This window comes from Streptomyces sp. NPDC043876 (assembly GCF_056435825.1).
Genome location: NZ_JBWKDV010000001.1, coordinates 876,627 through 895,391, shown reverse-complemented (window position 1 = coordinate 895,391; position 18,765 = coordinate 876,627). Strand labels below are relative to the sequence as shown.

Annotated in this window: 10 protein-coding genes; 8 read left to right on the top strand and 2 right to left on the bottom strand. The window is 75.0% G+C overall.

What is annotated here, in order from left to right; translation table 11 throughout:
* Nucleotides 1-390: 390 nt before the first annotated feature.
* Both AC0693_RS04365 and serC read right to left on the bottom strand, forming a co-directional pair.
* Nucleotides 391-3,768 (bottom strand): sacsin N-terminal ATP-binding-like domain-containing protein, encoded by a 3,378-nt coding sequence (locus AC0693_RS04365; protein WP_478800924.1) that lies wholly within the window; start codon nucleotides 3,766-3,768, stop codon nucleotides 391-393.
* Between the two features lie 173 nt (nucleotides 3,769-3,941).
* Nucleotides 3,942-5,060 (bottom strand): phosphoserine transaminase, encoded by a 1,119-nt coding sequence (gene serC / locus AC0693_RS04360; protein ID WP_469317980.1) that lies wholly within the window; start codon nucleotides 5,058-5,060, stop codon nucleotides 3,942-3,944.
* A gap of 85 nt (nucleotides 5,061-5,145) precedes the next feature.
* Here serC and AC0693_RS04355 point away from each other — a divergent pair, with 85 nt between their 5' ends.
* The 8 genes from AC0693_RS04355 to AC0693_RS04320 all read left to right on the top strand — a co-directional run bounded on the left by AC0693_RS04355 (nucleotide 5,146) and on the right by AC0693_RS04320 (nucleotide 18,734).
* A complete protein-coding gene (locus AC0693_RS04355) occupies nucleotides 5,146-7,956 on the top strand; it encodes an FAD-binding and (Fe-S)-binding domain-containing protein (RefSeq protein WP_478800923.1) in 2,811 nt (936 codons plus the stop codon).
* 59 nt (nucleotides 7,957-8,015) lie between these two features.
* Nucleotides 8,016-8,978 carry an EamA family transporter gene (locus AC0693_RS04350; protein WP_478800922.1) on the top strand — a complete coding sequence of 321 codons (963 nt, stop codon included), beginning with the start codon at nucleotides 8,016-8,018 and terminating at the stop codon, nucleotides 8,976-8,978.
* A gap of 1,020 nt (nucleotides 8,979-9,998) precedes the next feature.
* On the top strand, nucleotides 9,999-11,291 hold the full coding sequence (locus tag AC0693_RS04345; RefSeq protein ID WP_478800921.1) for an MFS transporter: 1,293 nt from the start codon (nucleotides 9,999-10,001) through the stop codon (nucleotides 11,289-11,291).
* Nucleotides 11,292-11,442: 151 nt separating this feature from the next.
* Complete coding sequence (locus tag AC0693_RS04340) at nucleotides 11,443-12,234, top strand: TIGR03084 family metal-binding protein (protein ID WP_478801001.1); 792 nt, start codon at nucleotides 11,443-11,445, stop codon at nucleotides 12,232-12,234.
* A gap of 74 nt (nucleotides 12,235-12,308) precedes the next feature.
* Entirely contained in the window at nucleotides 12,309-13,976 is a 1,668-nt protein-coding gene (locus AC0693_RS04335) for an acyclic terpene utilization AtuA family protein (RefSeq protein WP_469318065.1), read from the top strand.
* A complete protein-coding gene (locus AC0693_RS04330) occupies nucleotides 13,973-15,571 on the top strand; it encodes an acyl-CoA carboxylase subunit beta (protein ID WP_469317976.1) in 1,599 nt (532 codons plus the stop codon). The genes AC0693_RS04335 and AC0693_RS04330 overlap by 4 nt, the downstream gene beginning before the upstream one ends.
* Before the next feature lie 8 nt (nucleotides 15,572-15,579).
* Nucleotides 15,580-17,574 carry an acetyl/propionyl/methylcrotonyl-CoA carboxylase subunit alpha gene (locus tag AC0693_RS04325; protein ID WP_478800920.1) on the top strand — a complete coding sequence of 665 codons (1,995 nt, stop codon included), beginning with the start codon at nucleotides 15,580-15,582 and terminating at the stop codon, nucleotides 17,572-17,574.
* The gene (locus AC0693_RS04320) at nucleotides 17,571-18,734 is read left to right on the top strand and encodes an acyl-CoA dehydrogenase family protein (RefSeq protein ID WP_356411281.1); all 1,164 of its coding nucleotides are present in this window, start codon (nucleotides 17,571-17,573) and stop codon (nucleotides 18,732-18,734) included. The genes AC0693_RS04325 and AC0693_RS04320 overlap by 4 nt, the downstream gene beginning before the upstream one ends.
* Nucleotides 18,735-18,765: the final 31 nt, after the last annotated feature.

Below are 18,765 nucleotides of genomic sequence, written 5' to 3'. Positions count from 1 at the left end.
TGAGGCGCCGCCGGAGGCCGCCCCCGGGTGGGGGTTGTGTGGGGGCGGATGGGTCTCCGGGCTGTGGCCCGGTGGGGCCTCCGGCGGGCCCTCAAACACCGGGCGGGCTGGGTTTGCCGGCCCGGGTCCGGCGCCTGGCTGGCGTTCGAGGTCTCGCCCCGGCGCGGCCAACTCCAGCCCCGCCGGCGTTTGAGGCGCCGCCGGAGGCCGCCCCCGGGTGGGGGTTGTGTGGGGGCGGATGGGTCTCCGGGCTGTGGCCCGGTGGGGCCTCCGGCGGGCCCTCAAACGCCGGGCGGGCTGGGTTTGGCGGCCGGGGTCACCATCCCAGCCTCGCCGGCGTTTGAGGCGCGCCGGAGGGTGCGCCTCCGGCGGGCTGGGCGGGGGCAGGGGCTAGTCGAACCAGCGGGCTCGGGAGAGTTCCGGGGTTCGGGACGGGTCTTCCAGGAGGGCTGCGACTTCGAAGCGGCGCGGCCACTGGCCCGCCGCCCAGGCGAGGCCCGCCGCGACGCCCTCCAGGGTCGCCGCGTGCACCGTGCCGTCAGGCGTCCGGCGCCACTCCAGCTCCGCGCCACCCACGACCAGCTCCTCGTGCTCGACGTACGTCGAGGGCGTGGCCGGCCCCAGCAGGCTCCGCACCGGCTCCGGTACGTCGTGCTCCTCGCCCGGGGCCTCGACCTCCGCCGCCACGGTGTCCGAGAGCCGCCGCACCTGGAGCAGCTCCGCCAGGTCGCCCGCCCGCGCCGGAGCCACCGGCAGCAGCGGCAGGCCCGCCGTCAGCGGCAGCAGGTCCGGCGCGTCGGCGATCAGCGCGTCGGCCGCGTCCACCACGACCACCTCGCCGTCCACCACCGCGCGCAGCGCGTCCGGCAGGGTGACCTGCTCGGGGTCCAGGTCCGCCAGCGCCCCGTACAGGGCGTGCAGCTGGTGCCCGCTCACCTCCCGGTCCGGGTCGGCGAGCCGCCCCAGCAGCTCGGCCGCACCGCCGGGTTCGTCGAGCAGCGCGGCGACGGAGGTCCGTACCCCCAGCGCCCGCAGCACCTGCTCGTCCTCGAAACCGGTGGCGTCGGCGGCCTCGTACAGCCCGGCGAGCAGCGGATCCCCGCCCGCCGAGCGCAGCCCGGCCGGCCGGCGGCCGTCGAGCACGGGGTGGTCGCGCAGCCACCACGCGGTGTACGGGCGGACGGATTGCGTGGTGCCGTCCGGCAGCAGCACCCGCACCGGCTGGGTCAGGGCGTCGCGCAGCGGCGGCCGCGCGAGCATCGCCAGCGCACGGGGCCAGCAGTCGTCGTCGACCAGGTCGAGGTCCCGTACGGCGATCAGCTCGGTGGCGACCGGCGGGACCGGGGTGTCGGGGAACTGGTCGAGCAGGTCCTCGCACCACACGTCGACCGCGTCCAGCAGCCCCGCGTCGTCCGGTTCGGCGAAGTCGCCCTCGCGCGGCTCCAGTTCGTCCGGGTCGAGCACCACGTCGGTGGCCCGCACCAGCTGGAACTCGGCGAGCACCCCGCAGGCGGTGAGCGTCCGGGCGTCCCACTTGGCGGCCAGCTCGGCGTCCAGGTAGGGGATTTCGTCCTCGCGGATCACCGAGGCCAACGGGCTGCCGGGGAGCAGGAGTTCACCGGCCGGGGTGAGTTCGCCGTCCTCGTCGGGCAGGGCGAGCGCGCCGAGCCAGGGCTCGTCGCCGGGCGCGAGGCCGGCGCCCTGGACCAGGCCGAGCACGATGTCGGCCAGCTCGTCGGGGTCGGGCGCGTCCTCGTCCCAGACCTCGCCCGCGTCCAGCGAACCGGCCACCGCGGCCCGTACCTGCGGGGTGGTCAGCACGGCGCGCGGGGTCGCGGGCAGCGCGCCGAGCTTCTCCAGCAGCGGGTGCGCGGCGTCCGGGTGGGCCACCTTGAGGCCGAGCCGGGTCAGCCCGGCGGGGGTGCCGGGGCCGGGGAGCAGGATGTGGCGGGGGCCGATGGCGGTACGGATCCCGGAGCCGGCGGGCCGCTCGGGCCCGTCGAAGCCGCCGAAGCCACCGAGGTCCCCGAAGCGGTCCGGGGCGTCGAAGTCCCGTACGGACCCGGCCCCTTCGGCCTCCTCGGCGGCCGGCGCCAGCGGCACCGGCAGCCCCGACAGGCGGTCCGGGTCCACGCCGGCGAGGGTGTCGTACAGCCGGTACCACCAGTGCGGCGGCCGGTCCGCGCCCGCGATCCGCTCGATGGCGTCGCCCAGCGGGAGCCGCCCGACGCCCAGGGCGCGCAGCTCGGAGCGGCGCTCCAGCCCGGCCGGGAGCAGCGTCGGCAGCACCTCGGCCAGCACGCGCACGGTGTCGGCGCCCGCGCCCTCCACCACCTCGGCCTCGAAGGGCCGCAGCGCGGCCCGGCCGGCCTCGGGGTCCTCGTCCTGCACGGAGTCCTGCGCGGAATCCGGTGCGGAGTCCTGCGAGAAGTCCCGTGCGGATTCCGGCGCGGCGGCCGGGGCGAGGAACGCGGTCCGGGGCAGCCGCTCCAGCACGGCGGCACGCAGCGCCCCGTCCAGCTCGCCCTTGCCGAGCGGGCCGGGCACCAGGTCCACCAGCGCGGTGCTCACCGGCTCCCAGGTGCCGAGCAGCTCGGCGTAGGCGTCGGCGGCGCGCTGCACCAGGAAGTCGGTCAGCGGCCCGGGCGCGGGGTGGCGGCGGGCGGTGTCCAGCGGCAGGGTCGCGATGAGCAGCGCGGGGATGCCGAGGGGCTCGTCGGTGGGGGTCGGGGCGTGCACGACGGGCGCGGTCGCCGGGCGCAGGGGCGCGCCATCCGCGTCGACGGGAACCGACCAGGACACCGCCCAGACGGGCCGCAGCCGCTCCTCGACGGGGCGGTCGGCGAGGAGTTCGGGGGCGATGGCGCCGCCGTGCCGCACGGTGCGCCAGCGCCGGACGCCCGGACCGTGGCTGTGGCCGGCTCCGCCGCCGATGTCCTCGATGACCGTGTACGGGCCGTCCTCGCGGCGGCGCAGGGTCCGGGTGCCGTCCGCCGTTTCCACGACCACCTCGGTCAGCCCGGGCAGGGTCAGCAGCAGCGCGTCGTCGATCCCGGCCAGGAGCCGCTGGACGAGGTCCGCGGCGGCCGCGTCGCGCAACGGGAGGATGACCACGGTGTCGTAGCCGTCGGGCGCGGTGCCCTCGGCGGGCAACGGCAGCCGCAGCAGCGGGACGTGCCCGTCCCGGCGGCGTAGTTCGTCGCCGAGGCCCGGGCTGCCCCGGGAGGCGCCGCGGGCCATTTCGCGGGCCTCGGCCAGGGACCAGCGGACTCCGCCGTGCCGGCCGACGACGGCGGGTTCGTCGCAGACGGCGAGGACGGCCGCGAAGCCGACGCCGAACCGGCCGACGCTCTCCCACGCGCTCTCGCCGGGGCGCTCCCCGGCTGCCTCGCGCTTGGCGGAGGCGCGCAGGGTGCTCAGGGACTCCACGCCGGTGGCGTCCAGCGGGGCACCGGTGTTGGCGACGGCGAGCACGCCGTGGCCGCCCTCCCCGGAGTGCAGGGTGAGCCGCAGCCGCCCGGGGGTATGGGCCCGGGCGGCGGCGTCGGCCGCGTTCTGGGCCAGCTCGACGACGAGCCGGTCCCGGTAGCCGCCGAGGGCCAGGTCCTCCTCGGCGTTGGCGTCCTCCCGGAACCGGGCCGGGCCCGCGCCCCAGGAATCGAGGACTCCGCGTCGCAGCCGGGCCGTCCCGAAGGGGTCCACGCCGCCTTCGGCCGCCGTTACTCGCACGCTCACGCCCTGCCTCCCAGCTGTACCGCTGTACCGCATTCACCGAATGCCGAAGCTCCGAAGGTATCGCGGGCCGGCCCTCCGGGGCGCGCCGGGCCGTACCGGCCGGGGTCCCGCCGGGGCGGACCCGCGAACACGGCCCCGAAACCGCGCGACCCCCGGTGACGGTGCGTCACCAGGGGTCGCGGCAGCCCACTCGGGCCGGCGTGCGGTCAGAGCTTCTCGATCACGTAGTCGACGCAGGCGGTGAGCGCCTGCACGTCCGCCGGGTCGATCGCCGGGAACATCGCCACGCGCAGCTGGTTGCGGCCGAGCTTGCGGTAGGGCTCGGTGTCCACGATGCCGTTGGCGCGCAGCACCTTGGCGATCGCCGCCGCGTCGATGTCGTCGGAGAAGTCGATGGTGCCGATGACCGAGGAACGCTTCGACGGGTCCGAGACGAAGGGCTCCGCGTACTTCGACGCCTCGGCCCAGCCGTACAGGTTGGCCGCGCTGGACGCCGTACGGGCGGTCGCCCAGTCCAGGCCGCCCTGGCCGTTGATCCACTCCAGCTGCTGGTTCAGCAGGAAGAGGGTGGAGAGCGCGGGGGTGTTGTACGTCTGGTTCTTCACCGAGTTGTCGATCGCCGTCGGCAGCGAGAAGAACTCGGGGATGTGCCGGCCGGAGGCGTGCACGCGGGCCGCGCGCTCCAGGGCCGCCGGGGAGAACGCCGCCAGCCACAGGCCGCCTTCGGAGGCGAAGGACTTCTGCGGGGCGAAGTAGTAGACGTCGGTCTCGGTGATGTCCACCGGCAGACCGCCGGCGCCCGAGGTCGCGTCCACCAGAACGAGTGAACCGGCGTCGGCGCCCGCGACCCGCTTGAGCGGCGCCGCGACACCCGTCGAGGTCTCGTTGTGCGTGTACGCGTACACGTCCACGCCCGCCTCGGCGACCGGCTCGGGGTGCGTACCCGGCTCGGAGGAGATCACCGACGGCGCGTCCAGCCACGGCGCGAGCTTCGCGGCCGTCGCGAACTTTGACGAGAACTCGCCGAAGGTCAGGTGCTGCGACTTCTGCTCGATCAGCCCGGCGGTCGCGATGTCCCAGAAGGCGGTGGAGCCGCCGTTGCCCAGGACCACCTCGTAGCCCTCGGGGAGGGAGAAGAGGTCCCGGACGCCCTGGCGCACCGAGCCGACCAGGTTCTTGACCGGGGCCTGCCGGTGGGAGGTACCGAGGAGGGAAGTACCGGTGGCGGCCAGCGCGTCCAGCGCGTCCGTCCGCACCTTGGAGGGGCCCGCGCCGAAACGACCGTCGGCGGGCTTGATGTCAGCGGGAATCCGGATCTCAGCCACGGGCGGAGCGTATCGGGTCGCGGCGCGCCCTTTCGAAGCGCGTCCACCCGGTGAGACGCGCGGTGCCGGTGGGAGGGTGGGTGCCGTGACGGCAACCGGGGATCTCGAACGGGCATTGCGGGCGGAGCTGCGCGGAGAGGTGGATTTCGGCGCCGCCGCGCGCGCCCTGACCACCATGGACGCCTCCAACTACCGCCGGGTCCCGCTCGGCGTGGTCGCCCCGCGCGACGCCGAGGACGTCGCGGCGGCCCTGCGCGTGTGCGCCGCCGCGGGGGTGCCCGTCGTCCCGCGCGGCGGCGCCACCTCCATCGCCGGCCAGGCCACCGGCACGGGCGTGGTCCTCGACCTGACCCGGCACATGAACGCCGTCGTATCGGTGGACCCGGTCGCGCGGACGGCGGTCGTCCAGCCCGGCCTGGTCCTCGACCGGCTGCGCGAGGCGGTGCGCCCGTACGGGCTGACCTTCGGGCCCGACCCCTCCACGCACTCCCGCTGCACCCTCGGCGGCATGATCGGCAACAACGCGTGCGGGGCCCACTCGGTGGCCTGGGGCACCACCGCCGACAACGTGAGCGAGCTGGCGGTGACCGCGTACGGCGGCGCCGCCCACCGCATCGGCGCCGGCTGGGCGGGCGCCCCGACCGGACTGCGCGACCTGGTCGCGGCGAACCTCGGGCCGCTGCGCACCGGCATGCCCCAAGGGCTCCCGCGCCGCATCTCCGGCTACGCCCTGGACGCGCTGCTGCCGGAGCGGGGCGTGGAGCTGGCCCGCGCCTTCTGCGGGAGCGAAGGCACGCTCGGGGTGGTGACCGAAGCCGTCGTGCGCCTGGTGGAAGCGCCGCGCGCGCCGGTGCTCGTGGTGCTCGGCTACCCCGACGAGACCGCCGCGGCGGACGCGGCCGCGGGGCTGCTGCCGCTGGGTCCGCTGACCGTGGAGGGCATGGCGGCGGACCTGCTCGGGGGTGGTTCCGGGAGCGGCCCCGAAGGGCTCGGGCTGCCGCGCGGGGGCGCGTGGCTGTTCGTGGAGACCCGGGACGCGGGGGCGGCGCGCGCGACCGTACGGGCCGCCGACGCGCTGGACGTGCGGATCATCGCCGACCCGGCCGGGCAGCGCGCGCTGTGGCGGATCCGGGAGGACGCGGCCGGCACGGCGACCCGGGGCCCCGACGGCCGGATGGCCTGGCCAGGCTGGGAGGACTGCGCGGTCCCGCCCGCCCGGCTCGGCGCCTACCTGCGGGACTTCCGCGCCCTGCTCGCCGCGCACGGGTTGCGCGGAACGCCGTACGGGCACTTCGGCGAGGGATGCGTCCACGTCCGCATCGACTTCGACCTGGTGACCCCGGCGGGCGTGGCCCGCTTCCGGACCTTCTCCGAGGAGCTCGCCGACCTGGTCGTCGCCCACGGCGGCTCCCTGTCGGGGGAGCACGGCGACGGACAGGCGCGCGCCGAACTGCTCCCCAGGATGTACGGGCCGGAGCTGGTCCGGCTCTTCGGCGCCTACAAGGAGGTGTGGGACCCGGCGGGCGGCATGAACCCCGGCGTGCTCGCGCGCCCGGCCCGCCTGGACGAGAACCTGCGCTTCACGGTGCTGCCGCGGGAGGGGGCGGCCCTCTCCGGGCTCGCCGGGGAGGTCGTGCGGTGCGTCGGGGTCGCGAAGTGCCGGTCCACGGAGCCGGGCGCGGGCGTGATGTGCCCGTCCTACCGCGTCACCGGGGAGGAACGGCACTCCACCCGCGGCCGGGCCCGGCTGCTGCACGAGATGCTGGCCGGGGAGGTCATCGCCGACGGATGGCGCTCGGAGGAGGTCCGGGAAGCGCTCGACCTGTGTCTCGCCTGCAAGGGGTGCCTGAGCGACTGCCCGGTGGGCGTGGACATGGCCGCGTACAAGAGCGAGTTCCTGCACCGCCACTGGGCGGGCCGGATCCGCCCCCTGGCCCACTACACGATGGGCGGCCTCCCGCGGTGGCTGCGCTCCATCGCCGCCCTGCGGGCCGCGCCGCTGGTCAACGCGGCCGGCCGGGTGGTGCGCCTTCCCGGGCTGGCGCGGGAGCGGGCGCTGCCGGAGGTGGCGCGGGTGCCGTTCAGCCGGGGGTGGCGGGGGAGTGCCGCGAGTGCCGGGGGCGAAGGGGGTGACCGGGTGCTGCTGTGGCCGGACACCTTCACGGAGTACCTGTCCCCGCCGGTCGGCCACGCCGCCGTACGGGTCCTGGAAGCGGCGGGGCTCCGGGTGTCCCTGGCGGGCGGGCCCGGCGGGCGTGCGCGGGCCGTCTGCTGCGGGCTGACGTACGTGTCCACCGGGCGCCTCCACCGCGCGCGGGCGGTGCTGCGGCGCACGCTGGACGCGGTGGTGGGCGTCGATGCCGGCGAGGGCGTACGGGCTCCCGTGGTCGTACTGGAACCCAGCTGCGCGGCGGCCCTGCGCACCGACCTCCCGGCGCTGCTCCCGGACGACCCGCGGGCGGCGCTGCTGGCCGCGTCGGTACGGACCTTCGCACAGGTCCTGGAGGAACGCGCCCCGGGGTGGCGGCCGCCCGGGCTGGAGCGCCCGGTGGCCGGGCAGACCCACTGCCACCAGCACGCCGTCCTCGGCGACGGCGCGGAGCGACGGCTGCGCGAGCGGGCCGGGCTGACGGGCGAGCTGAGCGGCGGGTGCTGCGGGCTGGCCGGGAACTTCGGATTCGAGCCGGGCCACCACGAGGTGTCGGTGGCCTGCGCGGAGGAACAGCTGCTCCCGGCGCTGCGCGCGGCGGCCGAAGGAACCGCGCTCCTCGCGGACGGCTACTCCTGCCGCACCCAGATCGCCCAGCTGGGCGGACGGCGGGCGATGCACATGGCGGAACTGCTGGCGGAGGGGTTGGGGGAGGGGGTGGGTCAGAGGTTTGGGGATCGGCTGTAGGAACGGCTGTAAGGAAAGACACGATCGCAAGCTCCTTACCGACGCCTTAGCCTGGAAGCATGCCCGTACCCCCCTCCGCGCCCTCCTCACCCGCGACGACCACGGCTGCCCCCGCCACCCCTGCCATCACCACCGCTCCCACGGCTGCCGCTCCCGCCGCGCCCGCCGCCAAGGCGGCCCGGTTCGGCCCGGTGGCGCTGGTCGTCTCGGCCGGGCTGTCGGTGCAGTTCGGTGCGGCCCTCGCGGTCATGATCATGCCGCGGGCCGGGGCGGCGGGCGTGGTCACGCTGCGACTGGCGGCGGCCGCGATCGTGCTGCTGCTGGTCTGCCGGCCGAAGGTGCGCGGGTACACGCGCTCCGACTGGAACACGGTGATTGCCTTCGGCATCACCATGGCCGGTATGAACGGGCTCTTCTACCAGGCGGTGGACCGGATCCCGCTCGGACCGGCCGTCACCCTGGAGGTCCTCGGCCCGCTCGCGCTGTCCGTCGTCGTTTCGCGCCGACTGGTGAACCTGCTGTGGGCGGGGCTCGCCCTGGCGGGCATCGTGCTGCTGTCCGGCCACGGCGGGGGCGGCGGCTTCGGCTCCCTCGACCTGGCCGGGGCCGCGTTCGCGCTGGGCGCGGGCGCGATGTGGGCGGCGTACATCGTCTTCAGCGCCCGTACGGGCCGCCGCTTTCCGCAGGCGGACGGACTGGCCCTGGCGATGGCGGTCGCGGCCGTACTGTCGCTGCCGCTCGGGATCATCGAGGCGGGCCCGGCCCTGCTCGTCCCGAGCACGCTGGCGCTCGGCGTCGGAGTCGCGCTGATGTCCTCGGTGCTCCCGTACACCCTGGAAATGCTCGCCCTGCGGCGCCTGCCGGCGCCCACCTTCGCGATCCTGATGAGCCTCGAACCGGCCATCGCGGCAACCGCCGGCTTCCTGGTCCTCCACCAGGCCCTCTCGGGCCTGGACGCCCTGGCGATCGCCCTGGTGATCGCAGCAAGCATGGGGGCGGTGCGCTCGCAGGCGCGGGGGTAGGGGGTTGGGGCCCGGCTGCGCCGGGTCGCGGCTGCGCCGCTCGTGGGTAGGTTTCGAGCTTCGGGGTCGGGGTGGTTCCGGGGGCTGCCCGTCAGTTCCACTGTCTTCCCGTGCCGGGGCGTCCTGTCAAGAGCGCTCCCTGCGGTCGCGTCGCTTCGCGATGGCCTGCGGCCACTCTTGACATGCCACCCCGTCCCGGAAAGCCAAGAACTGTCGGGCCGCCCCCGGGGGGAGGCAGGGGGGAGGCTGCCCGTTGCCTGAGGCCCGGCGCCCGGCCGCAGGCCGAGTGGGCCCTAGGTGCCGCCCTTTGGGCGGAAAGAACGCCCCTAATCGCTACGCGCTCCTCCGAGAGAAGCGTCAGCGGGCTGTGTGGGGCTGAGACTTCGGCCAGATGGATGTTGGTGCGGGTCTGGCAGCCGTCCACCCCAAGAGTGGCGTTCCAAACCGCAACAAAAGGGGCGTCTTGAGAGGCTGTTGAGTGTCGACGGCTGCTTGACCCGAGTGGACTCTCGTCTAGCCGAGCTTTGAGCCCCGCCGCGCCCCTCGCCAGCCCAAAACGACTCGCAGACGCCTCTCTCGGAGGAGCGCGTAGCGATTGAGTGCGTTCTTGTCGGTCGTGGACTCATTCGGCCTGCGGCCGGGCGCCGGGCCTCATGCAAGGGGCACCCTCCCCCATGCCTCCCCCCGGGGGCGGCCCGACAGTTCTTGGCTTTCCGGGACGGGGTGGCATGTCAAGGGTGGCCGCAGGCCATCGCGCAGCGACGCGACGAAGGAGCGCTCTTGACAGGACGCCCCGGCACGGGAAGACAGTGGAACTGACGGGCAGCCCCCGGAGCATCCCCGACCCCGAAGCTCGAAACCTACCCGTGAGCGGCGCAGCCGCGACCCGGCGCAGCCGGGCCCCCCAACCCCCCAAAGTATCTTGACGTCGAGACAGATCCCCGGCAAGCTGCCTCCGCAAGCAGGTCTCTTGACGTCAAGAGACCTGGAGGGGTGCCCGCGGCGTATACGGAGGCGGCAGTGGGGGACGGGTCAACGCTCGGGGCGCGACACGGTCTGCTCGCGCAGTTGCGTCGCCCGCCCGGGGGGCGGGACGCGCGCATCATGCTGGGTGCGCAGTTGCTGGACCGGACCGGGTCCGGGGTGTGGTCCGCCTCGTCGGTGCTCTACTTCACGTTCGTCGTCGGGCTGGACGTGCGGCGGTTGGGGCTGCTGCTCGGGGTGGCCGGGGTGGCGGGCATCACCGGGTCACCGTTGGCCGGGTGGCTGGCCGGGCGGTTTCCCGTACGGGCGCTGCTGATCGGGTGCCATCTGCTGCGCGTGGCGACCCTGTGCCTGATGCTCGTGTGCACGCGCTTCGACGTGCTGCTGGTGGTGGTCGCCGTCACGTACCTGGGTGACCGGGCTGCGAAGACGCTGGAGATGCTCTTCGCCACGCGGGTCGCGGGCGATCGGCGCTCCGAGTACCAGGCGCTGACGCGCAGCGCGGCCAACGCCGGTGTGGCCGTGGGGGCCGGGATCGCCGCGATCGGGCTCGCCGTCGGGAGCGCGGCGGCGTACGCGGCGCTGATCCTCGGCAACGCGCTGTCGTTCGTCCTGGCCGCCGCCCTCGTGTGGCGCACCCGCGAGCCCCGGGCCCACGGGCACGTGGCGGCCCGTTCGACCGACGCGGCGCCCGGCGCCCCGCGCAGTCCCTGGCGCGATCGCGGCTACCTGCGGTTCGTGCTGCTGGACATCCCGATGAACCTCGACGACTCGATCCTGAACGTGGGCCTGCCGCTCTGGCTCGTCGGCCACACATCGGCGCCGCACGCGATCGTTCCGGCCTTCCTGGCGATCAACACCGTGCTCGTCGTCGTCCTCCAACTGCGCGTATCCGCCCGGTTCCGGGGCCCGCGCCGGGCCGCCGCAGTGGTGCTCCTCTACGGGCTCACCCTGCTCGGGGGCTGCGTCGCGGTGGCCGTGGCCACCGGCGGCGGGGCCTGGAGGGCGTCGGTCGCGCTGCTCGGCGCCGCGCTGCTGGTCACCGCGGCCGAGCTGGTCCGGTCCGTCAGCTCCTGGGAGCTGGCGGTCTCGCTCGCCCCGGAAGGGTCCCGGGCCGCCTACCTGGGCGTCGCGGGGATGGCCCAGTCCGTGCAGAAGTCCGCCGGACCGCTGCTCCTGACCGGTGTGGTCATGGCGGCCGGACCGGCCGGCTGGCTGGCGCTGGGCGCGGCGGTCGCCGGGCTCTCCGTGGTCCAGCGCCGGGGCTGCCTGCGGCGCTTGGAGGGTCTGACTTCCGTCAACGCACCGGCTCAGCAGGCCCGTTCCTGAAATCGATCCTGGCGGGCAAAAATAATGCAAGCACGCTTGATTGTTTTCTTGTGCGCTGCCACGCTTCCCCCCACAGCCGTGTCCTGGGGTCCCGAGGGAGCGCACCGTGCCCGAGTCGTCGTCCACCGCCGACAGCACCACCGACAACGCCCTGGCAGTCGTCCACGCCGATCTCCGTGAGGAGGGGCGCGCCCTCGACCTGCTGGTCGCCGGGCTGGCGGAGGCCGACTGGGCCCGGGCCACCCCGGCGCCCGGGTGGAGCGTCGCCCACCAGATCGCGCCGCTGGCGTGGACCGACCGGGCGTCGCTGCTGGCGCTCACCGATGCCGACGGCTTCGCCGAGCTGGTCGCGGCGGCGCTCGCCGCGCCCGACCGCTTCGTCGACGACGGCGCGCGGGAGGGGGCCGCGCTCCCGCCCGGAGAGCTGCTGGCCGGCTGGCGGGCCGGCCGCGAAGCCCTGGACCGGGCGCTCGCCGCGGCCGCGCCCGACGCCCGGTTCCCCTGGTACGGGCCGCCGATGAAGGCCGCCTCGATGGCCAGCGCCCGGCTGATGGAGACCTGGGCGCACGGCCAGGACGTCGCCGACGCGCTCGGCGTGCGCCGGACACCGACCGACCGGCTGCGGCACGTCGCCCGGATCGGGGTGCGGGCCCGCGACTACGCCTTCGCCGTGCGCGGACTGCCCGTACCGGCCGGGGAGTTCCGGGTCGAGCTGACCGCTCCCGACGGGTCGGGCGACGTATGGGCGTACGGTCCCGCGGACGCCGCGCAGCGGGTCAGCGGGCCCGCCCTCGACTTCTGCCTGCTGGTGACCCAGCGGGCCCACCGCGCCGACCTCGCCGTGGTGGCCCGGGGCGCCGACGCCGGGCAGTGGCTGGACATCGCGCAGGCCTTCGCGGGCCCGGCCGGTCCCGGCCGCGCGCCGGGCGGTGGTCCCGCGTGAGCGGCGCGCGGCGCGCGCTGCGCATCGGGAACGCGTCCGGGTTCTACGGCGACCGGTTCGCGGCGGTGCGCGAGATGCTGACCGGCGGCGCGCTGGACGTGCTCACGGGGGACTACCTCGCCGAACTCACCATGCTGATCCTCGGCCGCGACCGGCTGAAGGACCCGGGCCTCGGCTACGCCAAGACCTTCCTGCGCCAGCTGGAGGAGGGCCTCGGCCTGGCGCACGAGCGGGGCGTGCGGATCGTCGCCAACGCGGGCGGCCTCAACCCGGCCGGGCTCGCGGACGCCGTGCGGGCCCTGGCCGCGAAGACGGGCGTACCGGTGCGCGTCGCGCACGTCGAGGGCGATGACGTGATGCCGTACGCCGAAGGGGTGCTGACCGCCAACGCTTACCTCGGCGGCGCCGGGATCGCCGCCTGCCTGCGGGCGGGCGCGGACGTCGTCGTCACCGGCCGGGTGACGGACGCGGCGCTCGTCAGCGGCCCCGCCGCCTGGTGGCACGACTGGGGTCCCGCGGACCACGACCGGCTGGCGGGGGCGGTGGTGGCCGGGCACGTCCTGGAGTGCGGCACCCAGGCGACCGGCGGCAACTACTCGTTCTTCACCCGCCACGGCGGCCCCGCGCGCCCGGTCCACCCCGGGTTCCCGCTCGCCGAGATCGCCGCGGACGGCTCCAGCGTCATCACCAAACACCCCGGCACGGGCGGCGCGGTGACCACCGGAACCGTCACCGCGCAGCTGCTCTACGAGACCCAGGGCGCCCGGTACGCCGGCCCCGACGTGACGGCGCGCCTCGACACCGTGCGGCTCACCGACGAGGGCCCGGACCGGGTCGGGATCGGCGGGGTCCGGGGAGAGGCGCCGCCGCCGACCCTCAAGGCCGGGATCACCCGGATCGGCGGCTGGCGCAACGAGGTCGTCTTCGTCCTGACCGGCCTGGACATCGAGGCGAAGGCGGACCTCGTACGGGCCCAGCTGGCCGGGGTGCTGGAGGGCGTCGCCGACGTCCGCTGGACCCTCGCCCGTACCGACCACGCGGACGCGGACACCCAGGAGGCGGCGAGCGCCCTGCTCCGCCTGGTGGTCCGGGACCCCTCCGCCGACCGGGTCGGGCGCGCCCTGACCGGCGCGGCCGTCGAGCTGGCGCTGGGCAGCTACCCCGGTTTCCACGTGACGGCCCCACCGGGACCGGCCCAGCCGTACGGGGTGTTCAGCTCCGCCCACCTCCCTGCGGACACCGTCCCCCACGTGGCGGTCCTCCCCGACGGCACCCGCCTGGCCCTCCCGGCGCCCGCGCCCCCCGCACGGGCCCCCGACCCCCTGCCCCTCCCCACCCCGCCGGCCCCCGCGGCCGCCCCCTCGGCGCCCACCCGCCGCGTCCCCCTCGGGCTGGTGGCCGGGGCCCGCAGCGGGGACAAGGGCGGGGACGCCAACGTCGGGGTGTGGGTGGAGAGCGCGGCCGCCTGGGAGTGGCTGCGCCGCACCCTCACCGTGGACCTGTTCCGCGCACTGCTCCCCGAGACCCGCACCCTGCAGGTCGTCCGGCACGACCTGCCCGGACTGCGCGCCCTGAACTTCGTCGTCACCGGCATCCTCGGCGACGGGGTCGCCTCCGGGCACCGCTTCGACCCGCAGGCCAAGGCGCTCGGCGAATGGCTGCGCGTCCGCCATCTCGACGTCCCCGTCAGCCTTCTCCCCCCTCTTCCCCCGCCGTCCCTTCCGGAGGTGAGCCGCCCATGACCCGGCTCGGCACCAGCGTCGACACCCGCGATCCCGACCACCTCGCCCACCGGGCCGCCGCCCTGGAGCGCATCGAAGCCCTCGACGCCGAGCACGCCAAGGCGCTCGCGGGCGGCGGCGAGAAGTACACGGCCCGCCACCGGGCGCGCGGCAAGCTGCTCGCCCGCGAGCGGATCGAGCTGCTCCTGGACCCGGACACCCCGTTCCTGGAGCTGTCCCCGCTCGCGGCCTGGGGCAGCGACTACCCGGTGGGCGCCTCGATGGTCACCGGGATCGGGGTGGTGGAGGGCGTCCAGTGCCTCGTCACCGCCAACGACCCGACCGTGCGCGGCGGTGCCTCCAACCCGTGGACCCTCAAGAAGGCCCTGCGGGCCAACGAGATCGCCCGCGCCAACCGGCTGCCCTGCATCAGCCTGGTCGAGTCCGGCGGCGCCGACCTCCCCTCCCAGAAGGAGATCTTCATCCCCGGCGGGGCGATCTTCCGGGACATCACCCGGCTCTCCGCCGAGGGCATCCCCACCATCGCCGTCGTCTTCGGCAACTCCACCGCGGGCGGCGCCTACGTCCCCGGGATGTCCGACCACACCGTGATGATCAAAGACCGGTCGAAGGTGTTCCTCGGCGGTCCGCCGCTGGTCAAGATGGCGACCGGCGAGGAGAGCGACGACGAGTCGCTCGGCGGCGCCGACATGCACGCCCGCACCTCCGGTCTCGCCGACCACTACGCCCTCGACGAGGAGGACGCGATCCGCCAGGCCCGGCGGATCGTGGCCCGGCTGAACCACCGCCCGGCGCACCCGGAGCCGCAGCCGGCCCCGGAGCCGCTGTACGACGCGGAGGAGCTGCTCGGGATCGTGCCCGCCGACCTGAAGACCCCCTTCGACCCGCGCGAGGTGATCGCCCGCCTCGTCGACGCCTCCGACTTCGACGAGTTCAAGCCGCTCTACGGCACCAGCCTGGTCACCGGCTGGGCGAGCCTGCACGGCTACCCGGTCGGCATCCTCGCCAACGCCCAGGGCGTGCTGTTCAGCGCCGAGTCGCAGAAGGCCGCCCAGTTCATCCAGCTCGCCAACCAGCGCGACATCCCGCTCCTCTTCCTGCACAACACCACCGGCTACATGGTCGGCAAGGAGTACGAGCAGGGCGGGATCATCAAGCACGGCGCGATGATGATCAACGCGGTGTCCAACTCCAAGGTCCCGCACCTGTCCGTCCTCATCGGCGCCTCCTACGGCGCCGGGCACTACGGCATGTGCGGCCGCGCCTACGACCCCCGCTTCCTCTTCGCCTGGCCCGGCGCCAAATCCGCGGTCATGGGCCCCCAGCAGCTCGCGGGCGTCCTCTCGATCGTCGCCCGCGCCTCGGCCGCCGCGAAGGGACAGCCGTACGACGACGAGGCCGACGCCGGGATGCGCGCCTTCGTGGAGCAGCAGATCGAGTCGGAGTCCCTGCCGATGTTCCTGTCCGGGCGGCTGTACGACGACGGGGTCATCGACCCGCGCGATACCCGCACCGTCCTCGGCCTGTGCCTCTCGGCCGTCCACAACGCCCCCGTCGAGGGCGCCCGTGGCGGCTTCGGCGTCTTCCGGATGTGAGCCCCGACATGACCACCTCCACGACCTCCACCTCACTCGAGATCCCCTCCGCCCCGAGCGCGGCCCCCCGGGCGATCGGCTCCCTCCTCGTCGCCAACCGCGGCGAGATCGCGGTACGGATCTTCCGCACCGCCCGCGCCCTCGGCCTCGACACCGTCGCCGTGTACGCCGACCCCGACGCCGGCGCCCTGCACGTCAGGGAAGCCGACGCGGCCGTGCGGCTCCCCGGCGCCGCCCCCGCCGAGACCTACCTGCGCGGCGACCTCCTCGTGCAGGCCGCCCTCGCCGCGGGCGCCGACGCCGTCCACCCCGGGTACGGGTTCCTCTCCGAGAACGCCGGCTTCGCCCGGGCCGTGCGTGCCGCCGGGCTGCTCTGGATCGGACCGCCGCCCGAGGCGATCGAGGCCATGGCCTCCAAGACCCGCGCCAAGGAGCTGATGCGCCCCGCCGGGGTCCCTCTGCTGGACCCCGTCGACCCGGCCACCGCCACGGCCGCCGACCTGCCGCTGCTGCTCAAGGCCGCCGCGGGCGGCGGCGGCCGCGGCATGCGGGTCGTCCGTGAACTGGACTCCCTCAAGGAGGAACTGGAAGCCGCCGCGGCCGAAGCCAGGTCCGCCTTCGGCGACGGCGAAGTCTTCGCCGAGCCCTACGTCGAGCACGGCCGGCACGTCGAAGTGCAGATCCTCGCCGACGCCCACGGCACCGTCTGGGCCCTCGGCACCCGCGACTGCTCCCTCCAGCGCCGCCACCAGAAGGTCATCGAGGAAGCCCCCGCCCCGGCCCTCCCCGAACGCCTGCGCACCACCCTCCACGAAGCCGCCGTCGCCGCCGCGCGCGCGGTGTCCTACCAGGGCGCGGGCACCGTCGAGTTCCTCGTCACCGCCGAGGGCCGCCCGTACTTCCTGGAGATGAACACCCGCCTCCAGGTGGAACACCCCGTCACCGAAGCCGTCTTCGGCCTCGACCTCGTCGCCCTCCAGCTGCGCATCGCCGAAGGCGCCGCCCTGCCCCTGGACCCCCCGCCGCCCACCGGGCACGCCGTCGAGGCCCGGCTCTACGCGGAGGACCCGGCCCGCGACTGGCGCCCCCAGGCGGGCGTCCTGCACACCCTGTCCGTCCCCGGCGACGGGATCCGGATCGACACCGGCTTCACCGACGGCGACACGGTCGGGGTGCACTACGACCCGATGCTCGCCAAGGTCATCGCCCACGCCCCCACCCGGGCCGAAGCCGTCCGCGCGCTCGCCCGCGCCCTGGCCCGGGCCCGTATCCACGGGCTCACCACCAACCGGGACCTGCTCGTACGCTCCCTGCGCCACCCCGAGTTCACCGCCGCCCGCCTCGACACCGGGTTCTACGCACGCCACCTCGCCGACCTCACCGACGCGGCCCCCGACGCCGGACTCGCCGCCGTCGCCGCCGCCCTCGCCGAAGCCGCCCCCGCCCCCGGCGCCCCCCTCGCCACCCGCATCGGTGCCTGGCGCAACGTCCCCTCCCAGCCGCAGCTGCGCCGCTACACCGCCGACGGCACGGAGTACGAGGTCCGCTACCGGCCCGCCCGCAGCGGCCCCCCGCAGCTCGTGGACCACCCCGGCGTGCGCGTCGTGAGCACCGCACCGGAAGCGGTCACCCTCGACGTCGACGGGGTCCACCGGATGTTTCACGTGAAACAGGCACCGAACAAGCCCGAGGTGTACGTCGATTCACCGCTCGGCGCGCACACCCTCACCCGCCGCCCCCGCTTCGCCGAACCCCAGGACCGCACCCGACCCGGATCGCTGCTCGCCCCCATGCCCGGCACCGTCGTGCGGATCGCCGAGGGCCTCGCCACCGGCTCCGCCGTCACCGCCGGGCAGCCCCTGCTCTGGCTGGAGGCCATGAAGATGGAGCACCGCATCGTCTCGCCCGCCTCCGGCACGCTCACCGCGCTCCACGCCGCCCTCGGCCGCCAGGTCGAATTCGGCGCCCTGCTCGCCGTCGTCCAGGAGGAACCGCCCGCATGAGCAATTCCGTTGTGGAATCCCAGGAACACCGCGACCTGCGCGCCGCCGTCGCCGCCCTCGGGCAGCGCTACGGCCGCGACTACCTCGCCCGGGTGGCCCGCGAGGGCCGCCACCCCGACGAGCTGTGGGCCGACGCCGCCAAGCTCGGCTACCTCGGCGTCAACCTCCCCGAGGAGTACGGCGGCGGAGGCGGCGGCATCGCCGAACTCTCCATCGTCCTCGAAGAACTCGGCGCCGCGGGCTGCCCGCTGCTGATGATGGTGGTCTCGCCCGCCATCTGCGGCACGGTCATCGCCCGCTTCGGTACCGAAGCCCAGAAGCGCGCCTGGCTCCCCGGCCTCGCCGACGGCAGCCGCACCATGGCCTTCGGCATCACCGAACCCGACGCCGGCTCCAACTCCCACCGCATCACCACCACCGCCCGCCGCGACGGCGACGACTGGGTGCTCACCGGCCGCAAGGTCTTCATCTCCGGCGTGGACATCGCCGACGCCACCCTCATCGTCGGCCGCACCGAGGACGCCCGCACCGGACGCCTCAAGCCCTGCCTCTTCATCGTGGACCGGGACGCTCCCGGCTTCACCCGTTCGGTCATAGACATGGAGCTCCACGCTGCCGAGAAGCAGTTCGAACTCGTCCTCGACGAGGTCCGGCTGCCCGCCGAAGCACTGGTCGGCGACGAGGACGCCGGCCTGCTCCAGCTCTTCGCCGGACTCAACCCCGAACGCGTCATGACCGCCGCATTCGCCATTGGCATGGGCCGCTACGCCCTGGCCACAGCGGTGGACTACGCCCGGACCCGGCAGGTGTGGAAGGAGCCCATCGGCGCCCACCAGGCCATCGCCCACCCCCTGGCAGCCGTGCACATCGAACTCGAACTGGCCCGCCTGATGATGCGCAAGGCCGCCCACCTCTACGACGCCGGAGACGACGCGGGCGCCGGAGAAGCCGCCAACATGGCCAAGTACGCTGCCGCCGAGGCCTGCGTACGGGCGGTGGACCAGTCCGTCCACACGCTGGGCGGCAACGGCCTCACCCGCGCATACGGACTCGCCTCCCTCATCACCGCGTCCCGGGTGGCCCGTATCGCACCCGTCAGCCGCGAGATGATCCTCAACTTCGTCTCGCACCAGACCCTGGGCCTGCCCAAGTCGTACTAGCACGCCGCACCGCAACGGAAAGGGCCGGAGG

Bases quoted from the DNA above. Each gene is read 5' to 3' on its own strand.
- AC0693_RS04365 (WP_478800924.1), bottom strand. From the start codon at position 3,768: ATGCGGTACAGCGGTACAGCTGGGAGGCAGGGCGTGAGCGTGCGAGTA.
- AC0693_RS04350 (WP_478800922.1), top strand. From the start codon at position 8,016: ATGCCCGTACCCCCCTCCGCGCCCTCCTCACCCGCGACGACCACGGCT.
- AC0693_RS04335 (WP_469318065.1), top strand. From the start codon at position 12,309: ATGCTGACCGGCGGCGCGCTGGACGTGCTCACGGGGGACTACCTCGCC.
- AC0693_RS04330 (WP_469317976.1), top strand. From the start codon at position 13,973: ATGACCCGGCTCGGCACCAGCGTCGACACCCGCGATCCCGACCACCTC.
- AC0693_RS04325 (WP_478800920.1), top strand. From the start codon at position 15,580: ATGACCACCTCCACGACCTCCACCTCACTCGAGATCCCCTCCGCCCCG.
- AC0693_RS04320 (WP_356411281.1), top strand. From the start codon at position 17,571: ATGAGCAATTCCGTTGTGGAATCCCAGGAACACCGCGACCTGCGCGCC.